The following is a 23,689-nucleotide window of genomic DNA, read 5'->3' on the forward strand; positions in this document are numbered from 1 at the left end:
CCCTACCCCGGTATCACCTCGCACTTGGCTCCCCGGTGTGACGCTCTTCCCCCCGTCCTCTTCCTACCTTCCTCTCCGTCGCGCCGATCGGCGTACGACAGCCGGAGAGGGAGGGCGAGATGCGTCGATACGCGAGGACCCTGGTCGCGGTCGCACTGGCGACCACGGTGGTGGCCGGGACCGCCGGGTGGGTGTCGGGGGACGCGCAACAGGCGCTGACCGGGCCACCGCCGGGCAGCGCCTCCTGGCGGGCGGACCATGCGCTGGGGCGGACGCTGCCCGATCCGGGGCGGGCCACTCCGGCCGAAGTGGCGGAGTTCTTCCGGGGGTTGAGCGCCGAGCAGCAGCAGATGCTGGTGGTACGCCACCCGCTGGTCGTCGGCAATCTCGACGGCGCTCCGGTCGAGCTGCGCTACCGCGCCAACGCCCTGTCCCTGAAGGCCGGTCACGAACTCCGGTACCGGAGTCTCGCCGCGCCGGGGCGGCAGATCCTCGCGTTCGACCCGCGCGGCCGGGGTCAGGTCGCCGAGGTGTTCGGGGAGCTGAGGTCCGCGCGCCGGGTGTCCGTCGTGGTCCCCGGTTCGGACATCGACGCCGGGACCTTCGACCGGAGAGACGATGTGTACGGCACTCCGGCCGGCATGGCGAAGTCGCTGTACGCGCAGAGCGGTCCGGGCAGCGCGGTCATCGCCTGGGCCGGATACACCACCCCCGTGGGCGTCGGTCTCGACGCCGCGACCGGTGATCTGGCCGAGGCCGGGGCGGTCCGGCTGGCCCGGTTCACCGCCGGGCTGACGGCCGACGCGCTGCCCGAGCCCGCGGTGTTCTGCCACAGCTACGGCTCCGTCGTCTGCGGCCTCGCCGCGCCCCGGCTGCGCGCCACCGACCTGGTGGTGCTCGGCTCCCCCGGCATGCGCGCCGACAACGTCGGCGATCTGCACACCCGGGCCCGGGTCTGGGCGGCGAAGGACGCCACCGACTGGATCGACGAGGTGCCGAACGTACGGTTCGCCGGTCTGGGACACGGCAACGACCCGGCCGATCCGCACTTCGGGGCCCGCCGCGTCCCCGCGCGGGAGGCCGAGGGACACACCGGCTACTTCGTGCCCGGGACGGACTCGCTCCGCGCCTTCGCCGCCATCGCGGAAGGGGCCGGACGATGAGCGTCAAGCAGCTCGCGGCACGGATCGACGCCCGCACCCCCGCCCATCGCGACCGGGCCGTCGACGGGCTGCGGGCCCTGGCCCTGCTCGCCGTCCCGACCGGCCACTGGCTGCTCGGCGGGTTCACGCTCGACGGCGGCGGCGCCCTGCACAACGCGAGCCCGCTCTCCGCCTTCGGGTTCTTCGCCCCGGTCAGCTGGGTGCTCCAGATGCTCGGCATCTTCTTCCTGGTCGGCGGGTACGCCTCGGTGCTCTCCTACCGCCGCCGGAAGTCCACGACCGGTGCCTGGCTGCGCGGCCGGCTGGCCCGGCTGGGCAGGCCGGTGCTGGGGGTGACCGCCGTCTGGGCGGTCCTGATCCCGGTGCTGTACGCGCTGGGCGTGCCCGGCGACACACTGCGTACGGGGTCGACGCTGGTGATCCAGCCGCTCTGGTTCGTCGGGGTGTACACCGTGGTCACGGCCCTCACCCCGCTGTGCATAAGGGTCGCGAAGAAGCTGGGCGGCTGGGCCGCCCTGCCGCTGCTGGCGTCGGTCGCCGTCGTGGACTTCCTGCGCTACGGGCCGTTCGCGGAGGCCGTCCCGTCCTGGCTGAGCGTGCTGAACATCCTGCCGGGCTGGCTCTTCGCGTATCAGCTCGGTGTCTCGTGGGGCGAGGGTCGGATCGGGAAGCGGGGCGCGCGTGTCCTGCTCGTCGGCGGCGGTGTGCTGTTCGCCGTGCTGCTGCTCGTCTTCCACTACCCGGCGTCGATGGTCGGCGTACCGGGTGAGGCGCGCACCAACTCGCATCCGCCGTCGCTGCTGGTCCTGGCACTGGCCGCCGCGCAGAGCGGTGCGGCGATCCTGCTGCGGGACCGGATCGGCCGGCTGCTGCGCAAGCCGCTGGTGTGGGCGCCGGTCGTCGTGATCAACCTGTCGGCGATGACGATCCTGTGCTGGCACCAGACGGCGATGCTCGCCGCGGCCGTCCCGGCGTCGTTCGCCGGTGCCGTGCCGGGGCTGACGACCGGTCCCGACTCACTCGGCTGGATTCTGGCCCGGCTGGCCTGGATGCCGCTGTTCGCCGGGCTGCTGGTGCTGATCGCCCGGTACGCGCGCCGCTTCGAGGAGCCCTGGAAGGCGGGCACCCGCGCCGCGAACGCCCGCCGCGCTACGGCGGGACTGCTCGCGGCGGGGTTCGCGGTGTTCGCGCTGGGGCTCGCGTGAGGGCGGGGCAGAGCGTGCTCGGTGTTCGCGCCGGGGCGGGTGTGAGGGCGGGGAAGGGCGCTCGGTGTTCGCGCCGGGGCGGGGCGGCCCCGGCGATCCCCGCGCGCCCCGTTCCCGTACTACTCGCGGGCCGCCGACGTGCTGCTCATGTCGGGGTAGCGGTCCCCCGCCACCTGCCCGGCGATCGGCTCCAGCACGGCCAGCTCCTCGGGAGTCAGGGTGAGCCGGGTCGCCGCGACGTTCTCCAGCAGGCGGCTGCGCTTGCGGGTCCCCGGGATCGGGACCACGGCCAGGCCGTACACCCCGGCGCGCTGCTGCACCCAGGCGAGGGCCACCTGCGCGGGCGTCGCCCCGTGCGCCGCGGCGATCTTGTGCACGGGCTCCAGCAGCGCGGCGTTCTTCCGGGCGTTCTCGCCGGTGAAGCGCGGCTGGTGCTTGCGGAAGTCGCTCTCCGACAGGTCCTTGCCCGCGTCGCTGAACGCCCCGGTCAAAAAGCCGCGGCCGAGCGGTGAGTACGGCACGAAGGTCACCCCGAGCTCGACCGCCGCTCCGGCCGCGCTGTTCTCCACGTCCCGGCTGAAGATCGACCACTCGGACTGGAGGGCGGCGATCGGGTGCACGGCGTGCGCCTCGCGCAGCTCCGGACCGGTCACCTCGCTCAGTCCCAGCTGCTTGACCTTGCCCTCGCGGACCAGCTCGGCCATCGCCCCGACCGATTCGGCCAGCGGCACGAGCGGGTCGCGGCGGTGCATGTAGTAGAGGTCGATGACGTCGGTGTTCAGCCTGCGGAGGCTGTCCTCGACGGCCTGCCGGATGTACGCGGGGTCATTGCGCACCCCGCGGTAGTGCGGGTCGTCGGTACGCTCTATGGCGAACTTGGTGGCCAGGGTGATCTCGTCGCGGTGCGCGCCGACGAACGGTGCGAGGAATTCCTCGTTGGCCCCGCGCCCGTACACATCGGCGGTGTCGAAGAGGGTGACGCCCACCTCCAGCGCCGCTTCCAGGGTGTCCCGTGCGGCGGTCTCGTCGGTGTCCCCGTAGAACTCGCTGATGCCCATGCAGCCGAGTCCCTGCACACCGACCCGCGGTCCGCCCTTGCCCAGCTCCGTGGTGGCGATCTTGTTGTCAGTCATCAGGCACAGGGCCTTTCCGGCGCCCGGCGGGCGCCCGCATAGAAGTCGATCTTGTGATCGAGGACGGCGAGCGTGTCCTGGAGTTCCGCGATCCGCGTCGTCACGTCGCGGCGGGTCGCCTCCAGCAGTTCCTGCCGTTCCTCGAAGGTGTGCTCGCCCTCGCGCAGCAGCTCGGCGTACCTGACCATGTCGGCGACCGGCATCCCCGTCAGCCGCAGCTTGCCGACGAAGGACAGCCAGTCCAGATCGCGGTTGCTGAACCGGCGCTGCCCCGTGTGCGAACGGTCGACGTGCGACATCAGCCCGATCCGCTCGTACCAGCGCAGGGTGTGCGCGGTGAGCCCGGTGAACGCGACGACCTCGCTGATGGTGTAGCGGTCCTGCCCCTCGGGACGCGGATGCGCCCGAGGAGCGGCCGCGCAGGCGTCCGTCCGTACCGAAGTGCTCTCCATCACCGTCATGACCTCCACGCTAGAACCTTGGAGTGCACTCCAAGCAAGCGGAATCCGCGAAGAAGCCGCGTACCGTCGTCCGCGCACCGGAATTCCGGCGCCGGACATGAAGGAATCTTCATCCTGACTTCATGTCCGCGATGTGCCCGGTAGGCAGGATGGACGCATGGCTTTCTCCCCTCGTCTGGCGGCCCTGGCAGCCGTTGTCGCCGTACCGCTCGGCATCGCGGCCACCAGCTACGCCATGACGGACACCCCCGAGGCACCGAAGGTGCCCCCGGTCGTGCAGCTGGACGACACCACACCGAGCGGCGCGCCCGGGGGCTCGCCGGGCAGCACCCCGGACACCCTGCCCAGCACCCCCGCCCCCGACCCGTCGGCCAGCCGCTCCCCGGGCGGGAAGCCGGGGGATGCCGTCGTGCCCGGCCCCTCGGCCGCCGACGGTGACGATGACGACGACGACCTCGGTGATGACGGTTGACGTTCCCAGGGTCTCCGCCCGCGTACGCATCCTGCTGTGGCTGCTGGTGGTGATGGCGGTCGCGCTGGGTGGCGTGGCCGTCACGGTACGGGCGATCCTCCAGCGTGACGTGGACGAGCGCATCAGCCAGCTGCTCACCCAGGAGACCGGTGAGTTCGCGAACTTCGTCGCCCAGGGCGTGGACCCGGAGACCGGCAGCCGCTTCGGGGACCCGGACCGGCTGCTCCGTGTCTATCTGCAACGGCAGTACGCGGACCCCGACGAGGAACTGCTGGGACTGACCCGGCCCGGCACCGGCGAACCCGACGTCATCCGCCAGCGCCGTGACATCCCCGCGGACATCGCCCTGTGGAAGGACGGTGCGGCACTCACCGGGATCTTCGCCTCCGAACGCGCCTTCGGCACCCTGCACCGTTCCCAGGGGGAGCTGCGCTGGGCCAAGGTCGCCCTCCGGCCCGTCCGTGACGGACCGCCCGGCGCCTTCGTCGTGGCCTTCCACGCCGACCGCGAACGCGCCGTCGCCGATCAGACCTTCTGGACCCTGCTGGGCCTGTCGGGCGTGGCGCTGCTGATGACGACCGGGATCGGCTGGGCCGTCGCCGGCCGTATCCTCGCGCCCGTCCGTGTCGTACGGATGACGGCGGCGGAGCTGACGGAGCAGGACCTCACCCGGCGCATACCCGTGGAGGGCCGGGACGACATCGCGGCACTCGCCGAGACGTTCAACGCGATGCTGGACCGGCTGGAGCGGGCGTTCGCCGCGCAACGGGTCTTCGTCGACGACGCCGGACACGAGCTGCGCACCCCCATCACCATCGTGCGGGGCCATCTGGAGCTGATGGGCGACGACCCGGCCGACCGGGAGGAGACCGTCCGCCTGGTCACGGACGAACTCGACCGGATGAGCCGCATCGTCGAGGATCTGCTCCTGCTCGCCGGGGCCGAGAGACCCGACTTCGTGCGCCCGGAACCGGTCCAGCTCGCGGAGCTGACCGCCGATGTCTTCGTGAAGGTGCGGACGCTGGGCGAGCGTGACTGGCAGCTCGACGGCGTCGCGGACCGGGAGGTGCGGCTGGACGAGCAGCGGATCACCCAGGCGATGGTCCAGCTCGCGCAGAACGCCGTCCAGCACACCGTGCCGGGCCGGCGCATCCGGATCGGGTCGCGGGCGCTCGGCGAGCGGATCGAGCTGTACGTCGCCGACAGCGGACCCGGGATTCCGCCGCAGGACGCCGCGGTGATCTTCGAGAGGTTCCGGCGGGGCACCGCCCGGCGCGGTGCCCGTACCAGCGGTGCCGGACTCGGACTCGCGATAGTGAAGGCCATCGCGGAGGGCCATCACGGCCGGGTCGAACTACGCCCCACCGACGGTGGCGGCGCCACCTTCGTACTCATGCTGGAGACGGACCCATGAACCGCATTCTGATCGCCGAGGACGAGGAGCGCATCGCTTCCTTCGTGCAGAAGGGACTCCGCGCCAACGGCTTCACCACCGTCGTCGCCGAGGACGGCGACTCCGCGCTGCACCAGGCGATGGTCGGCGGCTTCGACCTGATGCTCCTCGACATCGGCCTGCCGGGGCGGGACGGCTTCACCGTCCTGCGGGAGCTGCGCGAGGCGCGCGTCACGCTGCCCGTCATCGTGCTCACGGCGCGGGACTCCGTACGGGACACGGTGGCCGGGCTCGAAGGCGGCGCCGACGACTGGATGACGAAGCCGTTCCGCTTCGAGGAGCTGCTGGCACGGGTACGGCTCCGGCAGCGCACCGCTGCGCGCGCCCCCGAGGTCACCATGCTGCGCAGCGGCAGCCTCAGTCTGGACCTGCGCACACGCCGCGCCCGCGCGGACGACCGCACCGTCGATCTGACGGCCCGTGAGTTCGTCCTGCTCGAATTCTTCCTGCGCCACCCCGGCCGGGTCCTCTCGCGCGAGCAGATCCTCTCCCATGTGTGGGGCTACGACTTCGACCCCGGCTCCAACATCGTGGACGTCTACGTCCGCGCCCTGCGCCGGAAGCTGGGTGCGGAGCGGCTGGAGACGATCCGGGGCATGGGCTACCGCATGCCGTGAGGTCCCGGGGCCCGGCCCGTACCCGAAACCGGCCCTGGACCCGAAACCCGGTCCCGGACCCGAAGCCCGGCCCTGGACCCGAAACCCGGTCCCGGACTCCGAGCCGGATGAAGAGGCTTTCACCGAGCGCTCATGGAGCGCTCACCGCCCGTCCCAAGGATGGGTGACGTGCCTCTTTCACTCCGGCAGACCGCCTGCCTCTGCGCCGTCCTCGGGCTCTGCGCACTCCTCGCCCTCCCCGGCCTCGGCACCGACGGGAAGCTCACCCTCGCCGTCTTCGCGCTCGCCACCTGCGCCTGGATCGCCACGCCGGTGGACGACACCTACATCGCGCTCGGCGCCGGACTGGCCCTGACCGTGACCGGGGTGATCAGCAGCGAGACGCTGTTCGCCACACTCGGCCACGAGACGGTGTGGCTGTTGATCTGCGCCTTCGTGCTGGCCGCCGCCGTCGCCAGGACCGGGCTCGCCGGGCGGGCCGCCGTCTTCCTGGTCGGCGGGGCCGGCACCGTACGGCAGCTGGTGCATCTGACCACGGCCGGACTCGTCGTGACCGCCTTCGCCGTCCCGGCGACCTCGGGGCGCGCCGCCCTGGCCCTTCCGGTCTTCCTGGCACTGGCCGCGGCGCTCGCCGACCGCGTCCGTCTGGTGGTGATGCTGGCCCTCCTCTTCCCGACGGTCATCCTGCTCTCCGCCGTCGCCACCCTGATCGGCGCGGGTGCGCACCTGATCACCGTCGGGGTGCTCCGGGAACAGACCGGGGAGCAGCTGGGTTTCGTCACCTGGCTGCTGCTCGGGCTGCCGCTCGCCGTGGTCTCCTCCCATCTCGCGGCGGAGCTGGTGCTCCTGATGACGACGCGGCGGGCCGACCGCACGGGTCCGGTCAGGATCACCGCGGCACACCTCCAGGAACACTCCGCCACCGCTGTCCAGGGGCCGCTCACCGCGCCGGAGTCCCGGTGCCTCCTGCTGCTGGCGACGGTGGTGCTGCTGTGGTGCAGCGAGCCGTTGCACGGGGTGTCGCCGGCCGTGGTCGCCCTCATCGGCGCCATCGTGGCCACCTCACCGGCGCTGGGAACCGTCCGGTTGAAGGACGGTCTGAGCGCGGTGCCGTGGCCGATGCTCCTGTTCATGGCCACCACCATGGCCATGGGGGTGGCCCTCTCCGACTCGGGGGCGGCGGCCTGGCTGGTCGGCTGGATACCGGGGGCGGCCTCGACGCCGCCCTGGGTGTTCCTCACCGGCGTGGTCGTGATCAGTACGGCGGCCCATCTGGTGCTCCAGTCCCGCTCCGCCCGCTCCTCCGTGCTGGTGCCGCTGGTCGTCGCCGCGGCCATCGGCGCCGGGGTCAACCCGGTCGCCGCCGCGCTCGCCTCGACCGCCGCCGCCGGTTTCTGCCACACCCTGCCCGCCTCGGCGAAGCCGGTCGCGCTCTTCGCCGGCCTGTCCGGCACACCGACGTACACCCCGCGCGATCTCCTGCGGCTCTCCGCCGTGCTCGCGCCGCTCACCGCAGCCCTCGTGCTGTTCTTCGCCCTCGCCGTCTGGCCCCTGCTCGGCGTGCCCGTCCACTTGGAGACCCAGCCATGAGCCACCGCATCACCATCGCCCCCAGCGGGTTCAAGGAGTCCCTCTCCGCCGCACGGGTGGCCGAGTCCATCGCCGTGGGCGTGCGACGGGTGTTCCCCGGCGCCGACCTCGATCTCGTCCCGCTCGTGGACGGCGGCGAGGGCACCGCCGAGGCGCTGGCCCTCGCCACGGGCGGCCGGCTGATCCCGTACGCCGCGACCGGCCCGGTCGGTGAGCCGGTCGACTCGCACTTCGCCCTGCTGGGGCGGGACGCGCCGGGCCCCCTGACCGCCGTCGTGGAGATGGCGGCCGTGGCCGGTCTCGCCCTGGTACCGCCCGACCGGCGCGACCCGGGCACCACCACGACCCGTGGCGTGGGCGAACTGATCCTGGCCGCACTGGACCGGGGCGCCCGGCGGATACTCGTCGGCTGCGGCGACTCCGGTACGTCGGACGGGGGCGCCGGGGCCCTCCAGGCGCTCGGCGCCCGGCTGACCGACCGCCGCGGCCGCGAACTCCCGCGCGGCGGTGCGGCACTCCGTTCTCTCCACCGCGTCGACCCGTCCGGGCTCGACCCCCGGCTCGCCACCACCGAACTCCTCGTGGCCTGCAACCCGTTCAATGTGCTGTGCGGCCCCCAGGGGGTGGCCCGCGTGTTCGGGCCGCAGAAGGGCGCGAGCCCCGCGGAGGTGGATGTGCTGTCCGCCGCCCTGGAGCGCTGGGCGGCGGTCCTCACCCGGGACCTCGCCCCCGTCGGGGACCTGGGTACGGACCCCGGCACCGGCGCCTCGGGAGGTCTGGGGGCCGGGCTGGCCGCCCTGGGGGCACGCCTGCTCCCCCGCTTCGACGTCCTCCTCGACCGGCTCGACCTCGACGCCCGGCTGGCACGGGCCGATCTCGTGATCACCGCTGAGGGCTCGCTCGACCACCAGACCGTACGGGGAAAGATCCCGGCGGAGGTCGCCCGCCGGGCGCACGCCGCGGGAGTGCCGGTGCTGGTGCTGGCCGGCACGATCGGACCGGGCGCGCACGAGGTGCGGGCGGTCGGGGTGGACGCGTACAACGCGATCCTGCCCGCCCCCATGACGTTGCCCGAAGCGATCCACGGGAGCAGCGAATTCCTCGCCGACGCCGCGGAGCGCTCACTGCGGATCATGGCGCTGGGCACCCGGCTCGCGCTGGCCGCCCGGCTCGCTCCCCTGGCGGCCTGACGGACGGCCGGTACCGGGCAGCGGTCGGGCCAGGAGCCACGGCGGTTAGGCTCGGGGCCATGGAGAGCCTGCGGAGCATCGACACCTGGCCGGTCCCCACGGCGGCGGCGGCCGTCGTACGGGCGGACGGCACCGTCCTCGGGACGCACGGCCCCACCGCGCACCGTTTCCCCCTCGCCTCGGTCACCAAGCCGCTCGCGGCCTACGCGGCGCTCGTGGCGTACGAGGAGGGGGCGGTCGAGCTGGACGAACCGGCCGGTCCCGAAGGGTCCACGGTGCGCCACCTCCTCGCGCACACCAGCGGCCTCGCCTTCGACGAGCACCGGGTGACGGCGCCTCCCGGCACCCGTCGGCTGTACTCCAACGCGGGCTTCGAGGTGCTCGGGGACCACATCGCCAAGGCGTCCGGCATCCCGTTTCCGGAGTATCTGCGCCAGGCGGTCCTGGAGCCGCTGGGCATGACGTCGACCACGCTGGACGGCTCGCCCGCCCGCGACGGTGTCTCGACCGTGGACGACCTGGTCCGGTTCGCCGCCGAGGTCCAGGCCCCCCGCCTCCTCGACCCCCGTACGGTCCTCGAAGCCCAGACCGTGGTGCACCCGGGACTCAAGGGCGTACTGCCCGGCTACGGCCACCAGAACCCGAACGACTGGGGTCTCGGTTTCGAGATCCGGGACGCCAAGTCCCCGCACTGGACGGGCGCTTCCTCGTCCCCGGCCACCTTCGGACACTTCGGCCAGTCCGGTACGTTCCTGTGGATCGACCCGGTGGCGGGCGCGGCCTGCGTCGCGCTGACCGACCGGCCCTTCGGACCGTGGGCGGCCGAGGCGTGGACGCCGTTCACGGACGCGGTGCTGAGGGAGCTCGCGGCGTAACCGGGGGGCGGGCGGCCCCCGGCGCGGCGGACACGCACTCGAACCACACCGTCTTGCCGCGGCCGTCCCGCCGTGTCTCCACACCCCACTTGTCGGTGACGGCGTCGACCAGGAGCAGCCCGCGGCCGCCCTCGTCGAGCACTTCACCCACAGCGACGGCGGGTTCCTGCGGGTCGGCGTCCGCCACCTCCACGCGCACACCGTCACCGTCCGGCAGCCGGAAGACGAAGGTCTGACAACGACGCCCCGGTACGTGCCGGACGACATTGGCGATCAGCTCGGTGAGCGCGAGTTCCGCCGCGTCGGCGACATCGAGCAGCGCCCAGCCGGTGAGGTACGTGCGCAGGATGCGGCGCAGATGCCGGGCCGAGTGCTCACCCATCGCGAATTCGGCGCGGTACGCGGGCTCTCCGGGGTCGGGCCGGGGAGCAGTTACGTGATTCATGTCACCATCGTGCGACCGACTGGCTACGCTCGGCTACGTACGGAAACGAACGCCGCCAGGCGTTGAACGCCGGAGGTCCCCCGCAGTGGCCAACATCCAGTCCCTCGATCCCAGCGCCTCCCCCCTGGACTACTACGGCTGGGAATTGCGCCGCCAACGCGAGGCGGCCGGCCTGAGACAGGGCCAGTTGGGCGCGCTCATCTTCTGCACGGGCTCGCTGATCGGCCAGATCGAGACGACGAAGAAGGTCCCCACCCGTGACTTCTCCGAGCGCCTGGACGCCGCGCTCGGTACGGACGGGGTGTTCTCGCGGCTGATCGGCCTGGTCCTGCGCAGCCAGCTGCCGACCTGGTTCCAGCCGTACGCGGACATGGAGGCGAAGGCCGCGTACATCTCGACGTACCAGGCTCAGGTGGTGTACGGACTGTTGCAGACGGAGGAGTACGCGCGGGCGGTGCTCGCCACCGGCATGCCGGACGATCTGGAAGGTCTGCTGGCGGGCCGTATGGAGCGCCAGCGCATCCTGGATCGGGAGAAGCCGCCGATGGCGTGGGCGATCCTCGACGAGGCCGTACTGCACCGCCCGATCGGCGGCCACGAGGTCATGCGCGCACAACTCGGCAAGCTGTTGGAGTTCTCCGCGCACCGCTGGATGCGGATTCAGGTGCTGCCCTTCGCGGCTGGTGAACATGCAAGCCTGGATGGGGCGTTCACCACCATGCGCTTCGATGACGACCCGGACATCATCTATACCGAGGACCTCATCTCCGGCCATATGACCGCCAGTCCCGACACGGTCAGGGAGGCCTCGCTCCGATACGCTCATCTCCAGGCCACCGCACTCTCCGTGGAGGATTCGGTGGCGCTGATCGCCCGCGTGATGGAGGAGCGTTATGGAGACCGGCCCCGATCTGAAGTGCGCGCAGTGGCGTAAGTCCAGCTACAGCGGGAACACCGGCGGAGAGTGCGTCGAGTGCACCGTCACCGGCGGCGCGGCCTGGCAGAAGTCGTCCTACAGCGGAAGCACCGGCGGAGAGTGCGTCGAGATGGCGGACGCCTCCTGCGGCTCCGTCCCCGTCCGCGACAGCAAGAACCCGGACGGGCCCGTCATCGTCCTCGGGGCCGACGCCTGGCGGGCGTTCGTGGACGGGCTGCGCTGATCGGCCGGCCCGGTTGACCCGGCCGCCCCACGCCTACCGCCCCCGATGCGAGGCACACGGGCGCCGGGTCCTGGTCTCGGAGGTGCGGGGCCCCGGTCAGGAGTCACCCGCCCGCTCTCAGCCCGCGAGCTCCCAGATCAGCAGCTCCGCCGCGCCCGTCGCGACCGCTTCCAGCCCTTCGGCCTCCGTGATCCGCGCCGCGTCACCGGGCCCCAACTCCTGCCCGCCCAGGGCGACCCGGCCCCGTACCACGTGCACGTACAGACGTACCGCGTCCGGCACCGCGGCCCGTTCGCCGTCACCGAGTCTGTGCACCCGGAGCGTCGCCCCGGCACCGGACACCTCGTACGGGGTGGAGTCGGCGAGGCCGGGGACGACGGTGTACGCGGGTTCGCCGCCCGGCTCCAGCGGGGCCAGCCACACCTGAAGGAAGGTCAGCGGGGCGTCCGCGTCGTTGCGTTCGACGTGGCGCACGCCCGCGGCGGCGCTCAGGTGCTGGAGGTCCCCGGCGCGGACGACCGTGGAGCGGCCCGTCGAATCGCGGTGGGTCAGTTCGCCCTCGATCACCCAGGTGACGATCTCGGTGTGGCTGTGCGGATGCTCGTCGAAGCCCGCGCCGGGGGCGAGCCGCTCCTCGTTGCAGGCCAGGAACGCGCCGAAGCGGAGGTTGTCGGGGTCGTAGAAACGTCCGAACGAGAAGGCGTGCAGGGACTCGATCCCGGCCGCCGCGTCCCCGCCCGCGTAGCGGCTGTCCGACCTGTGTACGGAAATCACCGGACCACGGTAGCCCGGCCCCCCGACCACCTGCCCCGATAAGGCAGTCTTGGGTACGTGCCCCGACCCGATCCTGAGCAGCCCGCTGCGAACGACGCCCACCTGCATGCCGCGACCCTGAAGCGCCTGGAGCAGTCCTCCGGCCGGCTGGCCGCGAACGCCATCGCCCGCATGGACGAGACGCTGCCGTGGTACCGGGCGATGCCCCCGGAGAACCGGTCCTGGATCGGCCTGGTCGCCCAGGCCGGCATCGCCGCCTTCACCGAGTGGTTCCGGCATCCGGAGACCCCGCAGGCCATCTCCACCGATGTGTTCGGTACGGCTCCGCGCGAGCTGACCCGGGCGATCACCCTGCGGCAGACCGTGGAGATGGTGCGGACGACGATCGAGGTCATGGAGACCGCGATCGAGGAGGTCGCCGCGCCCGGCGACGAGTCGGTGCTGCGCGAGGCGCTGCTCGTCTACGCCCGGGAGATCGCCTTCGCGACCGCCCAGGTGTACGCCCAGGCCGCCGAGGCCCGGGGCGCGTGGGACGCCCGGCTGGAATCCCTCGTGGTGAACGCGGTGCTCTCCGGGGAGGCGGACGAGGGTGCCGTGTCCCGGGCCGCCGCGCTCGGCTGGAACTCCCCCGAGCATGTCTGCGTGATCCTGGGCACCGCGCCCGACGGGGACAGCGAGCTGACCGTGGAGGCGATCCGGCGGGCCGCCCGGCATGCCAAGCTCCAGGTCCTGACCGGCGTACTGGGCACCCGTCTCGTCGTCATCGCCGGTGGCAGCGACAATCCGCTCCAGGTCGCGAAGGGCCTGATCGGGCCGTATGCGGCGGGGCCCGTGGTCGCCGGCCCCGTGGTGCCCGACCTGCTCGCCGCCACCCGGTCCGCGCAGGCCGCGGCGGCCGGGCTGAAGGCCTGCTCGGCGTGGCAGGACGCGCCGCGCCCGGTACTGGCGGACGATCTCCTTCCGGAGCGCGCGATGGCGGGCGACCCCGCCGCGCGGGACCAGTTGGTGGAGGAGATCTACAGACCGCTGGAGGAGGCGGGTTCGGCACTCCTGGAGACTCTGAGTGTCTATCTGGAGCAGGCGAGCAGCCTCGAAGGTGCCGCCAGGATGCTCTTCGTCCACCCCAACACCGTGCGCTACCGGCTACGACGTGTGACCGACGTCACCGGCTGGTCACCGTCCGATGTGCGCTCGGCGTTCACCCTGCGAATCGCCCTCATCCTGGGGCGCTTGGCCGCGGCGGATCCTCAGTCCTAGACTTTTGTCGGACTTCAACAATTCCCCCGACGGTTCTTCGTCCCTGTCCCCACGGGCGTACCGGGCCGTCCACAAGAGAGAGTGTGAGGGTGCTCGTACTCGTCGCTCCCGGCCAAGGCGCTCAGACGCCCGGCTTCCTGACTCCCTGGCTCGACCTCCCCGGTGCCACCGACCGCATCGCGGCCTGGTCCGACGCCATCGGGCTCGACCTTGCCCACTACGGCACGAAGGCCGACGCGGACGAGATCCGCGACACGGCGGTGGCCCAGCCACTGCTCGTCGCCGCGGGTCTGCTGTCGGCCGCCGCCCTCGACGCCTCCCCCGGTGTCGTCGCGGGCCACAGCGTCGGTGAGATCACCGCCGCCGCACTCGCCGGTGTCATCGACGACGATGCCGCGCTCCGTCTCGTACGCACCCGGGGGCTCGGCATGGCCGAGGCCGCCGCGGTCACCGAGACCGGCATGGCGGCGCTGCTCGGCGGCGACCCCGACGTCTCGGTCGCCCATCTGGAGAAGCTGGGCCTGACCCCGGCCAACATCAACGGTGGCGGCCAGATCGTCGCGGCGGGCACGGCCGCGCAGATCGCCGCACTGGTCGCCGACATGCCCGAGGGCGTACGCCGCGTGGTGCCGCTCAAGGTGGCCGGCGCGTTCCACACGCACCACATGGCCCCGGCCGTGGAGAAGCTGCGCGTGGCCGCCGCGGACCTCAAGGTCTCCGAGCCGACCGTGACGTACGTCTCCAACGCCGACGGCGCCACGGTCGCCACCGGCGCCGAGATCATCTCCCGGCTCGTCGGACAGGTCGCCAATCCGGTCCGCTGGGACCTGTGCATGGAGACCTTCCAGGCACTCGGGGTGACCGCACTCGTCGAAGCCTGCCCCGGCGGCACCCTCACCGGGCTGGCCAAGCGGGCGCTGCCCGGAGTGAAGACCCTCGCGCTCAAGACACCCGACGACCTCGACGCGGCCCGCGCGCTCATCTCCGAGCACGCGGGTGCCTAAGGAGCCCGAGAGCATGTCGAAGATCAGGCCCAGCCAGGGCGCCGCGTACGCGCGCATCATGGGTGTCGGCGGCTACCGCCCCACCCGTGTCGTGCCGAACGAGGTGATCCTCGAAACGATCGACTCCTCCGACGAGTGGATCCGCTCGCGTTCCGGCATCGCCACCCGCCACTGGGCCTCCGACGAGGAGACCGTGTCCGCGATGTCCGTCGAGGCGTCGGGCAAGGCGATCGCCGATGCCGGGATCACGCCCGAGCAGATCGGCGCGGTCATCGTCTCCACCGTCTCGCACTTCAAGCAGACCCCGGCCATCGCGACCGAGATCGCCCACAAGATCGGCGCGGGCAGGCCCGCCGCCTTCGACATCTCCGCCGGCTGCGCGGGCTTCGGCTACGGCCTGACCCTCGCCAAGGGCATGATCGTCGAGGGCTCGGCGGAGTACGTCCTGGTGATCGGCGTGGAGCGGCTCAGCGACCTCACCGACCTGGAGGACCGTGCGACGGCCTTCCTGTTCGGCGACGGCGCGGGCGCGGTCGTCGTCGGTCCCTCGAAGGAGCCGGCCATCGGCCCCACCGTCTGGGGTTCCGAGGGCGACAAGTCCGAGACCATCAAGCAGACCGTGGCCTGGGACGTGTTCCACACCGACCGTCCGGAGAAGTTCCCGGCCATCACGCAGGAGGGCCAGGCGGTCTTCCGCTGGGCCGTCTTCGAGATGGCGAAGGTCGCCCAGCAGGCGCTGGACGCGGCCGGGATCGCCCCGGAAGACCTGGACGTCTTCATTCCGCACCAGGCCAACATGCGGATCATCGACTCGATGGTGAAGACCCTGAAGCTGCCGGAGCACGTCACGGTCGCCCGCGACGTGGAAACCACCGGCAACACGTCCGCCGCCTCGATTCCGCTCGCAATGGAGCGGCTCCTGGCGACCGGTCAGGCGAAGAGCGGCGACACCGCGCTCGTCATCGGCTTCGGGGCGGGTCTCGTCTACGCCGCGACGGTCGTTACCCTCCCCTAGGCACACCGGACCTTTTGGTCCGGCACACCCGAACCCTGAAGAAAACCATCGAAGGAGCGCCAACATGGCCGCCACCCAGGAAGAGATCGTCACCGGTCTCGCCGAGATCGTCAACGAGATCGCCGGAATCCCGGTCGAGGACGTCCAGCTGGACAAGTCCTTCACCGACGACCTGGACGTCGACTCGCTGTCCATGGTCGAGGTCGTCGTCGCCGCCGAAGAGCGCTTCGACGTCAAGATCCCCGACGAGGACGTCAAGAACCTCAAGACGGTCGGCGACGCCGCCGACTACATCCTGAAGCACCAGGGCTGATCCAGCCCCGGCTCGTGTGTCGCCACCCGGCGGTGGCGCCGCTGATTCACGACCCTCTACACGTGGAGAAGATTTTCCAGTGATCCCGACCAATCGCACCGTGGTCGTCACCGGTATCGGCGCAACCACTCCGCTGGGTGGCGACTCCGCATCGACCTGGGAAGGGCTGATGGCCGGTCGCTCCGGCGTCAAGCCCCTCGAAGGTGAGCGCTTCGCCGAACTGCCCGTCCGGATCGCCGCCCTCGCGGCCGTCGACCCGGGCGAGGTTCTGCCGCGCCCGCTCGCCCGCAAGCTGGACCGCTCGGCGCAGTTCGCGCTGATCGCGGCCCGTGAGGCGTGGACGGACGCGGGCTTCACCGGCAAGGCCGGTGAGGACGAGAAGATCCGCCCCGAGCGTCTGGGCACGGTCATCGCCTCCGGCATCGGCGGCGTGATCACCCTGCTCGACCAGTACGACGTGCTGAAGGAGAAGGGCGTACGCCGCGTCTCCCCGCACACCGTTCCGATGCTCATGCCCAACGGTCCGGCCGCCAACGTCGGCCTGGAGGTCAACGCCCAGGCCGGTGTCCACACCCCGGTCTCCGCCTGCGCCTCCGGCGCCGAGGCCATCGGGTACGCCGTCGAGATGATCCGCACCGGCCGCGCCGACGTGGTCGTCGCCGGTGGCACGGAGGCGGCGATCCACCCGCTGCCGATCGCCGCGTTCGCCAACATGATGGCGATGTCCAAGAGCAACGACGAGCCCGAGAAGGCGTCTCGTCCCTATGACACGGGCCGGGACGGTTTCGTCCTCGGCGAGGGCGCCGGTGTCGTCGTCCTGGAGTCCGCCGAGCACGCCGCCGCACGTGGCGCCAGGGTCTACTGCGAGGTGCTGGGCCAGGGGCTCTCCGCTGACGCCCACCACATCGCGCAGCCCGAGCCCACCGGGCGCGGCATCGCCGCCGCGATGCAGAACCTGCTCGACTCGACGGATCTCAAGCCGTCCGAGGTGGTTCACCTCAACGCGCACGCCACGTCGACCCCGCAGGGTGACATCGCCGAGATCAAGGCCCTGCGCAAGGTCCTGGGCGACGATCTCGACCACGTCGCGATCTCCGCGACCAAGTCGATGACCGGTCACCTGCTCGGTGGCGCGGGCGGCATCGAGACCGTCGCGACGGTCCTGGCGCTGTACAACCGGATGGCGCCGCCGACCATCAACATCGATCACCTCGACGACGCGGTGGAGGCGGACGTCGTCCGTGACAAGCCGCGCCCGCTGCCCGAGGGGCCGATCGCCGCGATCAACAACTCGTTCGGTTTCGGCGGCCACAACGTGGTGCTGGCGTTCCGCTCGGTCTGACGCAGGTCCTGGTACGGCTGTGGCCCGCCTCCCCCGGTTCGGGGGAGGCGGGCCACAGCCGTACCAGGAGCCGTTTTCACCCCATAGGGGCCTTCTCACACCACCTGGTGCAGCCAGCGGACCGGCGCTCCCTCGCCCGCGTGCCGGAAGGACTCCAGTTCGTCGTCCCACGGCTTGCCGAGCAGCTTGGCGATCTCCGCCTCCAGGTCGCTCTCGCCGCGCACGGAGCGGGCCAGCGCGGCCCGCAGCCGGTCCTCGGGGATCAGGATGTCGCCGTGCATTCCGGTGACGGCGTGGAAGATCCCCAGCTCGGGGGTGGAGCTGTAGCGCTCGCCCTCGGCGGTGGGGCAGGGCTCGGCGGTGACCTCGAAGCGCAGCAGGTCCCAGCCCCGGAGCGCCGAGGCGAGCTGTGAGGCGGTGCCGGGCCTGCCCTTCCAGGAAAACTCGGACCGCCAGGTGCCGGGAGCGGCCGGCTGTCTGATCCAGTCCAGCTGAACCCGCACACCGAGGACACCCGCTACCGCCCATTCGACATGTGGGCACAGCGCGCGCGGTGCGGAGTGAACGTACAGGACTCCACGTGTCGTCACCGGGACCTCCAGTGTGGGACGAGGTACGCCTTCCCCAGCGGCCTCGCGCCCGTACCGTCTCTTTTCGGCCAGTTCCCGAGGTTGTCATCAGTAAACAGCATCGGGAGTTAATCTCCTGAAAAGGGACAGTATGTGACGTGAAGTAATGCGCCGGAGCCCCCCACGCATACGCGGGTGGGCGAGGCGCAACTGGTTGGACGAGGAGAAACTACCGTGCCCCGGGGTCGGGCGTGTGACGTACCGTCGGTCCCGGGTCCATGATTCGTCCAGCTTTCACCCTGCGGGGCGCGCACGCCCGTGACCTGGGGCGGCGGGGCTTGCCGGGGGCATTACCAGAGGCATAAACCAGTGAATGACCGGAAGGATCAGGGATGTCGGAGCGTGCGGGACGCCCTCGTTCGCGTACCGCTGTCGCCGTGCTGACAGCGGTTTCGTTTCTCGGCGCCGCCGTCGCGCTGGCGGGTTGCACCAATGGGCCGAATGAGACCTCCCGCAGCGCGTCGGGTTCGTCGCACGGCGCCTCGCCGTCCCCCTCCCCCACCCCCGACTGGGACCGCAGTCCGTCCTCGGTCGCGGCCGTGGGGGATTCCATCACCCGGGGGTTCGACGCCTGTTCGGTGCTGACCGACTGCCCCGAGGTGTCCTGGGCGACCGGTACGGACGGCGAGGTGCGCAGCCTCGCGGTGCGGCTGCTCGGCACGACGGCCGTGGCCGCGCGCAGCTGGAACCACGCCGTGTCGGGGGCCCGGATAGCCCAGTTGCCGGAACAGATGGCGCTGGCGGCGAAGGAGAAGCCGGAGCTGGTGACGGTGATGATCGGCGCCAATGACGCCTGCCGGGACTCGGTCGCGATCATGACGCCGGTGGCGGACTTCCGGGCCTCGTTCGAGGCGTCGATGCGTCAGCTGCGCGGGACGGCCCCGAAGGCGCAGGTCTATGTGTCGAGCGTGCCGGATCTGAAGCGGCTCTGGTCCACGGGGCGCGAGAACGAGCTGGGCAAGCAGATCTGGAAGCTCGGGATCTGCAAGTCGATGCTGGGCGACGCGGACGACATGGGCCCGGCGGCCGTGGCCCGGCGGGACGCGGTGCAGGACCGGGTGGTCGCGTACAACGAGGTGCTGCGCGAGGTGTGCGCGAAGGACCGGCGCTGCCGGTACGACGGCGGGGCGGTCTTCGACTACCGGTTCACCGGAACGCAGCTCAGCCGGTGGGACTGGTTCCATCCGGGGCGCGACGGACAGGCCAGGCTGGCGGAGATCGCGTACCGCAACGTCACGGCGGAGCGGCCCCCGGCGTAGGGTCCGGAATCATGACGACGGGCGGGCCCACGGCCATACGTACGGAAGACTTCGGCACTCTCGCGGACGGCACCGGTGTCCGGCGCTGGACCCTGGAGCGGGACGGGACGCTGGTGCGGGTGCTGACCTACGGCGCGATCGTGCAGTCGGTCGAGGTGCCGGCACGGGACGGCACGCGGACCGGGGTGGCGCTGGGGCTGCCGGACGTCGCGGGCTACGAGAAGTACCCGGGTCCGTATTTCGGGGCGGTGGTCGGGCGGTACGCGAACCGGATCGCGGGCGCCGGGTTCGTCCTGGACGGCACCGCGCACCGGGTGACGCGCAACGAGGGCCGCAACCATGTGCACGGCGGGACACGCGGCTTCGACAAGCGGGTGTGGGAGGCGCGGGAGGTCCCGGACGGGGTCCGCCTCTCGCTGGTCGCGCAGGACGGCGAGGAGGGCTTTCCCGGGCGGCTCGCGTTCTCGGTGACGTACAGCCTGGACGCGGGCGGGGCGCTGCGGATCGTGTACCGGGCGACGACGGACGCGCCGACGGTGCTGAATCCGACGAACCACACGTACTGGAACCTGGCGGGCGCCGACAGCGGCAGCGCGCTCGGGCAGCAGTTGCGGATCGCGGCCGGGCGGATCACCCCGGTGGACGGCGAGGCGGTGCCGACGGGTGGGCCGGTGCCGGTGGCGGGGACCCGGTTCGACTTCCGCGGGACGAGGGTGGTGGGTGCGGGGTACGACCACAACTTCGTGCTGGACGCTCCCGCCGGGGACACCGTCGCCGCGGAGCTGTACGACGCCTGGTCGGGACGGGTGCTGACGGTGCGCACGACGGAGCCGGGACTTCAGCTGTACACCGCGGACCACTTCGACGGGTCGCCGTACGGGCCGTGTGCCGGGATCGCGCTGGAGACCCAGCACTTCCCGGACTCCCCGAACCGGCCGGAGTTCCCGAGCACGGTGCTCCGGCCGGGCGAGGAGTTCCTGTCGAGCACCGTGTACGGATTCTCGGTACGTTGACGGCTTCCGGGTGCGCCTTCGGTTTCCCGGCGCGGGCGGCTACTCCTTGATCTCCACCGTGGCGGTCGCCCGGACGTCGCCCAGCGCGTGGGCGGCCTGCACCTCGTAGGTGCCGGGAACCGCCTTCCAGCCGTCCGCGCTCTCGTCCCAGATCTCGTACGAGCGCCGCTCCAGCGGGACGGTGACCTCGACGCTCTCGCCGGGTGCCGCCTCCACCCGGGCGAAGCCGGCCAGCCAGCGGACCGGACGCGGGGCCCCGGCGCCCGGCGTCCGCGGGGCCAGGTAGATCTGGACGGTCTCGCCGCCGGGGCGCGGGCCGGTGTTGCGGAGGCGGACCGTGACCGATTCGGCGGTGGCCTCGGCGCTGTCGTACGCCCAGGTGGTGTAGCCGAGCCCGTGGCCGAAGGGGTACGCGGGCGTCGTGCCGGTCCGCTCCCAGGCGCGGTAGCCGATGAAGACGCCCTCGTCGTAGTGGAGTTTCCCGTCGGTGGGGGTGGTGCTGGAGACCGGGACGTCGGCCAGGGTCGCCGGCCACGTGGTGGGGAGCCGGCCGCCCGGTTCGGCGGCGCCGAGCAGGACGTCGGCCAGCGCGTGGCCCGCCTCCTGTCCGGGGAACCAGCTGAGCAGGACGGCGGCCACCTCGTCGCGCCACGGAAGCTCCACCGGGGAGCCGGAGTTGACGACGACGACGGTGCGCGGGTTGGCGGCGGCGACCGCCCGGACCAGGTCGTCCTGGCGGCCGGGGAGCCGCAGGTCCGTGCGGTCGAAGCCCTCGGACTCGACGCGTTCGGTGGTGCCGACGACCACGATCGCGGTGTCCGCCGCGCGGGCCGCCCCGACGGCCTCGGCGATCATGTCGTCCGCGTCGCGCTGCGGGCCGAGGTGGGCGAGTGAGAAGGACACCGCCTGGATCGGGGCGGCCGTGACCGGCTCGACGACGTGGTGCAGCGAGACCTCGACGGGTTCGCCCGCGGTGAGGGGGACCCGTCCGCGCTCGACCGGTGCGCCGAAGAACGACTCGATCGGGTCGGCGCCCGGGGCCGGGTGGTGGGTGCCGTGGTACAGGGTGCGGCCCGCGACCGTGAGGGTGAAGGCGCCCGTGCCGCGGGTGCCGAAGGTGTGCTCGCCGCTCTCGCGCGGGGTGAACGTCCCGGTGATCTCGATGCTGTGCAGCGTGTCGTGGGTGACGCCCTCGGGAAGGTCGGCGCCGATCCACTGGATCTGTCCGTTGTGCAGAGCGGCGGTGCCCAGCGTCGCGCCGGACGCGTCGCGGCACTCGGCCGAGAGGTCGAATCCCCCTTCGGCGGTGGCGAGTTCGTCGCTGGGGTCGGCGCCGACGACGTAACGGAGGGTGCCTTCGGGGAGCGCGGCGGTGAGGCCGTCGAGCGGCGGGACGATGTGGTCGGGGAAGACCTGCGCCGAGCCGCCGCCCAGCACCCGGGCGTCCCGGGCCAGGGCGCCGATGAGGGCGACGGTGCGGTCCGGGGCCGGGGAGAGCGGCAGGGTGTCGCGCTCGTTGCGGACGAGGACGAAGGAGCGCCGGGCCACCTCGCGGGCCAGCGCCGCGCCGTCGATCCCGGCGGGGACGTCGGCGGGGGCGACGGCGGGCGGGGCGCCTTCGAGGGCACCGGTCCGGGCGGCGAGCAGCAGGATGTTGCGTACGGCGGTGTCGACGGCCGCCTCCTCGACCTCACCGGCCCGGACGGCGGCGGCGAGCGCTTCGCCGTACACGGTCCGGGGACCGGGCATCGCGGCGTCGAGTCCCCCGGCGAGCGCGCCGGTGGTGGAGCGGGCGGCCAGCCAGTCGGAGACGATGAAGCCGTCGAAGCCCCATTCGCCGCGCAGCACCTCGTTCTGGAGGTAGCGGTGCTCGGTCATCGTGGAGCCGTTGACCTGGTTGTACGCGGACATGATGCCCCACGGGTGGGCGTTCTTGACGATCCGCTCGAACGGGGCGAGGTAGAGCTCGCGCAGTGGCCGCGGGGCGACGATGTTGTCGACGGTGAAGCGGTCGGTCTCGGCGTCGTTGGCGACGAAGTGCTTGACGGTGGTGCCGACTCCGCCGTCCTGCACCCCGCGCACATAGCCGGTGCCGATCTCGCCGGTGAGGTACGGGTCCTCGCTGTACGCCTCGAAGTGGCGGCCGCCCAGCGGGGAGCGGTGCAGATTGACGGTCGGGGCCAGCAGGACGTGCACGCCCTTGCGGCGGGCCTCCTGGGCGAGCAGCCGGCCGGCCCGGCGGGCGAGGGCGGGGTCCCAGGTCGCGGCGAGCGCGGTGGGCGAGGGCAGCGCGACGGACGGGTCGGCGGCGGTCCAGCGGACGCCCCGGACGCCGACGGGGCCGTCCGACATGACGAGCGGACGGAGCCCGGCGGCGGGCATGGCGGGCAGGGACCACATGTCCTGGCCGGCCAGCAGACGCGCCTTGTCGTCGAGGCCGAGCACGGCGAGCGCCGCTTCGACCGCGGCCCTGCGGACCGCCTCGGGGTTGCTGGGTGTGGACGCGGCTGCCACGGCCGTACCTCCTCGTCGAGTTCCTGCGAAGGTCTCCATGGTGACTCGGAACCAGTAGATCGGTAGGGTTCGTTATTCTTTTGTTATGATCGGGTCGGATGGATTCCTTCATGACGTACGGTCCTGCTGACAGCGCCGGGCAGCACGGAGAGGGGCCGACGATGGCACGGGCCAGGAGCGAGGAGCGACGGGCCGAGATCCTGGGCGCCGCCCTCGAAGTGATCGCCGAGCGCGGCTACCGGGGCGCCTCGCTGAGCGCGGTGGCCGAACGGGTGGGTCTGACCCAGCAGGGGCTTCTGCACTACTTCCCGACGAAGGAGGCGCTGCTCCTCGCGGTGCTGGAGGACCGGGACCGCTGGGACACCGGCGGCGCACCGGGCGACGGCTCCTGGCGGCCGGAGCTGCTCGGCTCGCTGGTGGAGTACAACGCGATGCGCCCCGGCATCGTCCAGACCTTCTCGGCGCTGCTCGGCGAGAGCGTCACGGAGGACCACCCGGCGCGGGAGTTCTTCACCCGGCGCTACACACAGGTGCGCGCCCGGATGGCGGCGATGCTCCGGACCGAGTACGGCGACCGGCTGCCGGGCGGACAGAGCCCGGAGCAGGCGGCGGTGCTACTGGTGGCGGTACTGGACGGCTTGCAGTACCAGTGGCTGCTGGACCCGGAGTCGGTGGACATGCCGGGTGCGTTCCAGGATTTCCTGCGCCTGCTGCGACAGGACCCTTCACCGGCCCCCGACACGCGGGTTGACCAGGAATGACGCCATAGCAAGAAAGATCGACAACGGTCCCCTGCGGGTGATTT

At 72.0% G+C, this 23,689-nt stretch carries 24 protein-coding genes; 18 read left to right on the plus strand and 6 right to left on the minus strand.

Annotated elements, in window-relative coordinates; genetic code table 11:
- Positions 1 to 119 precede the first annotated feature (119 nt).
- On the plus strand, positions 120 to 1,163 hold the full coding sequence (locus OG251_RS11505) for an alpha/beta hydrolase (protein ID WP_326677072.1): 1,044 nt from the start codon (positions 120 to 122) through the stop codon (positions 1,161 to 1,163).
- Complete coding sequence (locus tag OG251_RS11510) at positions 1,160 to 2,368, plus strand: acyltransferase family protein (protein ID WP_326677073.1); 1,209 nt, start codon at positions 1,160 to 1,162, stop codon at positions 2,366 to 2,368. The genes OG251_RS11505 and OG251_RS11510 overlap by 4 nt, the downstream gene beginning before the upstream one ends.
- Before the next feature lie 119 nt (positions 2,369 to 2,487).
- Here the strand turns inward: OG251_RS11510 and OG251_RS11515 are convergent, their stop codons facing one another.
- Together OG251_RS11515 and OG251_RS11520 are read right to left on the minus strand one after the other, a co-directional pair.
- Positions 2,488 to 3,501, minus strand: a complete 1,014-nt coding sequence (locus tag OG251_RS11515) for an aldo/keto reductase (protein ID WP_326677074.1) — start codon at positions 3,499 to 3,501, stop codon at positions 2,488 to 2,490.
- Complete coding sequence (locus tag OG251_RS11520; RefSeq protein ID WP_326677075.1) at positions 3,501 to 3,962, minus strand: MerR family transcriptional regulator; 462 nt, start codon at positions 3,960 to 3,962, stop codon at positions 3,501 to 3,503. The genes OG251_RS11515 and OG251_RS11520 overlap by 1 nt, the downstream gene beginning before the upstream one ends.
- 157 nt (positions 3,963 to 4,119) lie before the next feature.
- Here OG251_RS11520 and OG251_RS11525 point away from each other — a divergent pair, with 157 nt between their 5' ends.
- From OG251_RS11525 to OG251_RS11550, 6 genes are all read left to right on the plus strand, one after another.
- Positions 4,120 to 4,434 carry a small hydrophilic protein gene (locus OG251_RS11525; protein WP_326677076.1) on the plus strand — a complete coding sequence of 105 codons (315 nt, stop codon included), beginning with the start codon at positions 4,120 to 4,122 and terminating at the stop codon, positions 4,432 to 4,434.
- On the plus strand, positions 4,424 to 5,848 hold the full coding sequence (locus OG251_RS11530; protein WP_442818417.1) for a sensor histidine kinase: 1,425 nt from the start codon (positions 4,424 to 4,426) through the stop codon (positions 5,846 to 5,848). Before OG251_RS11525 ends, OG251_RS11530 begins: the two co-directional genes overlap by 11 nt.
- The gene (locus OG251_RS11535; RefSeq protein ID WP_326677078.1) at positions 5,845 to 6,504 is read left to right on the plus strand and encodes a response regulator transcription factor; all 660 of its coding nucleotides are present in this window, start codon (positions 5,845 to 5,847) and stop codon (positions 6,502 to 6,504) included. The genes OG251_RS11530 and OG251_RS11535 overlap by 4 nt, the downstream gene beginning before the upstream one ends.
- Positions 6,505 to 6,672: 168 nt before the next feature.
- The gene (locus OG251_RS11540; protein WP_326677079.1) at positions 6,673 to 8,094 is read left to right on the plus strand and encodes an SLC13 family permease; all 1,422 of its coding nucleotides are present in this window, start codon (positions 6,673 to 6,675) and stop codon (positions 8,092 to 8,094) included.
- Positions 8,091 to 9,284 (plus strand): glycerate kinase family protein, encoded by a 1,194-nt coding sequence (locus tag OG251_RS11545; protein ID WP_326677080.1) that lies wholly within the window; start codon positions 8,091 to 8,093, stop codon positions 9,282 to 9,284. Before OG251_RS11540 ends, OG251_RS11545 begins: the two co-directional genes overlap by 4 nt.
- A 59-nt stretch (positions 9,285 to 9,343) precedes the next feature.
- On the plus strand, positions 9,344 to 10,159 hold the full coding sequence (locus OG251_RS11550) for a serine hydrolase domain-containing protein (RefSeq protein ID WP_326677081.1): 816 nt from the start codon (positions 9,344 to 9,346) through the stop codon (positions 10,157 to 10,159).
- Here OG251_RS11550 and OG251_RS11555 read toward each other — a convergent pair.
- Positions 10,125 to 10,604, minus strand: coding sequence for an ATP-binding protein (locus tag OG251_RS11555; RefSeq protein ID WP_326677082.1), 480 nt, complete (start codon positions 10,602 to 10,604; stop codon positions 10,125 to 10,127). The genes OG251_RS11550 and OG251_RS11555 overlap by 35 nt on opposite strands.
- A gap of 85 nt (positions 10,605 to 10,689) precedes the next feature.
- Between OG251_RS11555 and OG251_RS11560 the strand changes: the two genes are divergently transcribed.
- Together OG251_RS11560 and OG251_RS11565 are read left to right on the plus strand one after the other, a co-directional pair.
- Positions 10,690 to 11,538 (plus strand): helix-turn-helix domain-containing protein, encoded by an 849-nt coding sequence (locus OG251_RS11560; protein ID WP_326677083.1) that lies wholly within the window; start codon positions 10,690 to 10,692, stop codon positions 11,536 to 11,538.
- On the plus strand, positions 11,498 to 11,764 hold the full coding sequence (locus OG251_RS11565) for a DUF397 domain-containing protein (protein ID WP_326677084.1): 267 nt from the start codon (positions 11,498 to 11,500) through the stop codon (positions 11,762 to 11,764). The genes OG251_RS11560 and OG251_RS11565 overlap by 41 nt, the downstream gene beginning before the upstream one ends.
- Positions 11,765 to 11,881: 117 nt before the next feature.
- Here OG251_RS11565 and OG251_RS11570 read toward each other — a convergent pair whose 3' ends face one another.
- Positions 11,882 to 12,538 carry a pirin family protein gene (locus OG251_RS11570; protein ID WP_326677085.1) on the minus strand — a complete coding sequence of 219 codons (657 nt, stop codon included), beginning with the start codon at positions 12,536 to 12,538 and terminating at the stop codon, positions 11,882 to 11,884.
- 57 nt (positions 12,539 to 12,595) lie between these two features.
- Between OG251_RS11570 and OG251_RS11575 the strand changes: the two genes are divergently transcribed.
- The 5 genes from OG251_RS11575 (at position 12,596) to fabF (ending at position 17,469) form a co-directional block, all read left to right on the plus strand.
- A complete protein-coding gene (locus tag OG251_RS11575) occupies positions 12,596 to 13,795 on the plus strand; it encodes a PucR family transcriptional regulator (RefSeq protein WP_326677086.1) in 1,200 nt (399 codons plus the stop codon).
- Positions 13,796 to 13,884: 89 nt separating this feature from the next.
- Positions 13,885 to 14,799: an ACP S-malonyltransferase gene (locus tag OG251_RS11580; RefSeq protein ID WP_326677087.1), complete on the plus strand. Its 915-nt coding sequence runs from the start codon at positions 13,885 to 13,887 to the stop codon at positions 14,797 to 14,799.
- 13 nt (positions 14,800 to 14,812) lie between these two features.
- Positions 14,813 to 15,814 carry a ketoacyl-ACP synthase III gene (locus OG251_RS11585; RefSeq protein WP_326677088.1) on the plus strand — a complete coding sequence of 334 codons (1,002 nt, stop codon included), beginning with the start codon at positions 14,813 to 14,815 and terminating at the stop codon, positions 15,812 to 15,814.
- Positions 15,815 to 15,878: 64 nt separating this feature from the next.
- Positions 15,879 to 16,127 carry an acyl carrier protein gene (locus OG251_RS11590; RefSeq protein WP_014045780.1) on the plus strand — a complete coding sequence of 83 codons (249 nt, stop codon included), beginning with the start codon at positions 15,879 to 15,881 and terminating at the stop codon, positions 16,125 to 16,127.
- 79 nt (positions 16,128 to 16,206) lie between these two features.
- Positions 16,207 to 17,469, plus strand: coding sequence for a beta-ketoacyl-ACP synthase II (gene fabF, locus OG251_RS11595; protein ID WP_326677089.1), 1,263 nt, complete (start codon positions 16,207 to 16,209; stop codon positions 17,467 to 17,469).
- A 95-nt stretch (positions 17,470 to 17,564) separates the two neighbouring features.
- Here the strand turns inward: fabF and OG251_RS11600 are convergent, their stop codons facing one another.
- The gene (locus tag OG251_RS11600) at positions 17,565 to 18,059 is read right to left on the minus strand and encodes a DUF3145 domain-containing protein (protein ID WP_073724656.1); all 495 of its coding nucleotides are present in this window, start codon (positions 18,057 to 18,059) and stop codon (positions 17,565 to 17,567) included.
- A 371-nt stretch (positions 18,060 to 18,430) separates the two neighbouring features.
- On the opposite strand from OG251_RS11600, the gene OG251_RS11605 reads away from it, so the two are divergent.
- Both OG251_RS11605 and OG251_RS11610 read left to right on the plus strand, forming a co-directional pair.
- Positions 18,431 to 19,357, plus strand: coding sequence for an SGNH/GDSL hydrolase family protein (locus OG251_RS11605; protein ID WP_326677090.1), 927 nt, complete (start codon positions 18,431 to 18,433; stop codon positions 19,355 to 19,357).
- Positions 19,358 to 19,368: 11 nt separating this feature from the next.
- Positions 19,369 to 20,370, plus strand: coding sequence for an aldose epimerase family protein (locus tag OG251_RS11610; RefSeq protein WP_326677091.1), 1,002 nt, complete (start codon positions 19,369 to 19,371; stop codon positions 20,368 to 20,370).
- 39 nt (positions 20,371 to 20,409) lie between these two features.
- Here OG251_RS11610 and OG251_RS11615 read toward each other — a convergent pair whose 3' ends face one another.
- Positions 20,410 to 22,884: a glycoside hydrolase family 3 protein gene (locus OG251_RS11615; RefSeq protein WP_326677092.1), complete on the minus strand. Its 2,475-nt coding sequence runs from the start codon at positions 22,882 to 22,884 to the stop codon at positions 20,410 to 20,412.
- A gap of 161 nt (positions 22,885 to 23,045) precedes the next feature.
- On the opposite strand from OG251_RS11615, the gene OG251_RS11620 reads away from it, so the two are divergent.
- Complete coding sequence (locus OG251_RS11620; protein WP_326681225.1) at positions 23,046 to 23,645, plus strand: TetR/AcrR family transcriptional regulator; 600 nt, start codon at positions 23,046 to 23,048, stop codon at positions 23,643 to 23,645.
- Positions 23,646 to 23,689: the final 44 nt, after the last annotated feature.

It is taken from the genome of Streptomyces sp. NBC_01237 (assembly GCF_035917275.1).
In the GTDB taxonomy this organism is placed as follows: domain Bacteria; phylum Actinomycetota; class Actinomycetes; order Streptomycetales; family Streptomycetaceae; genus Streptomyces.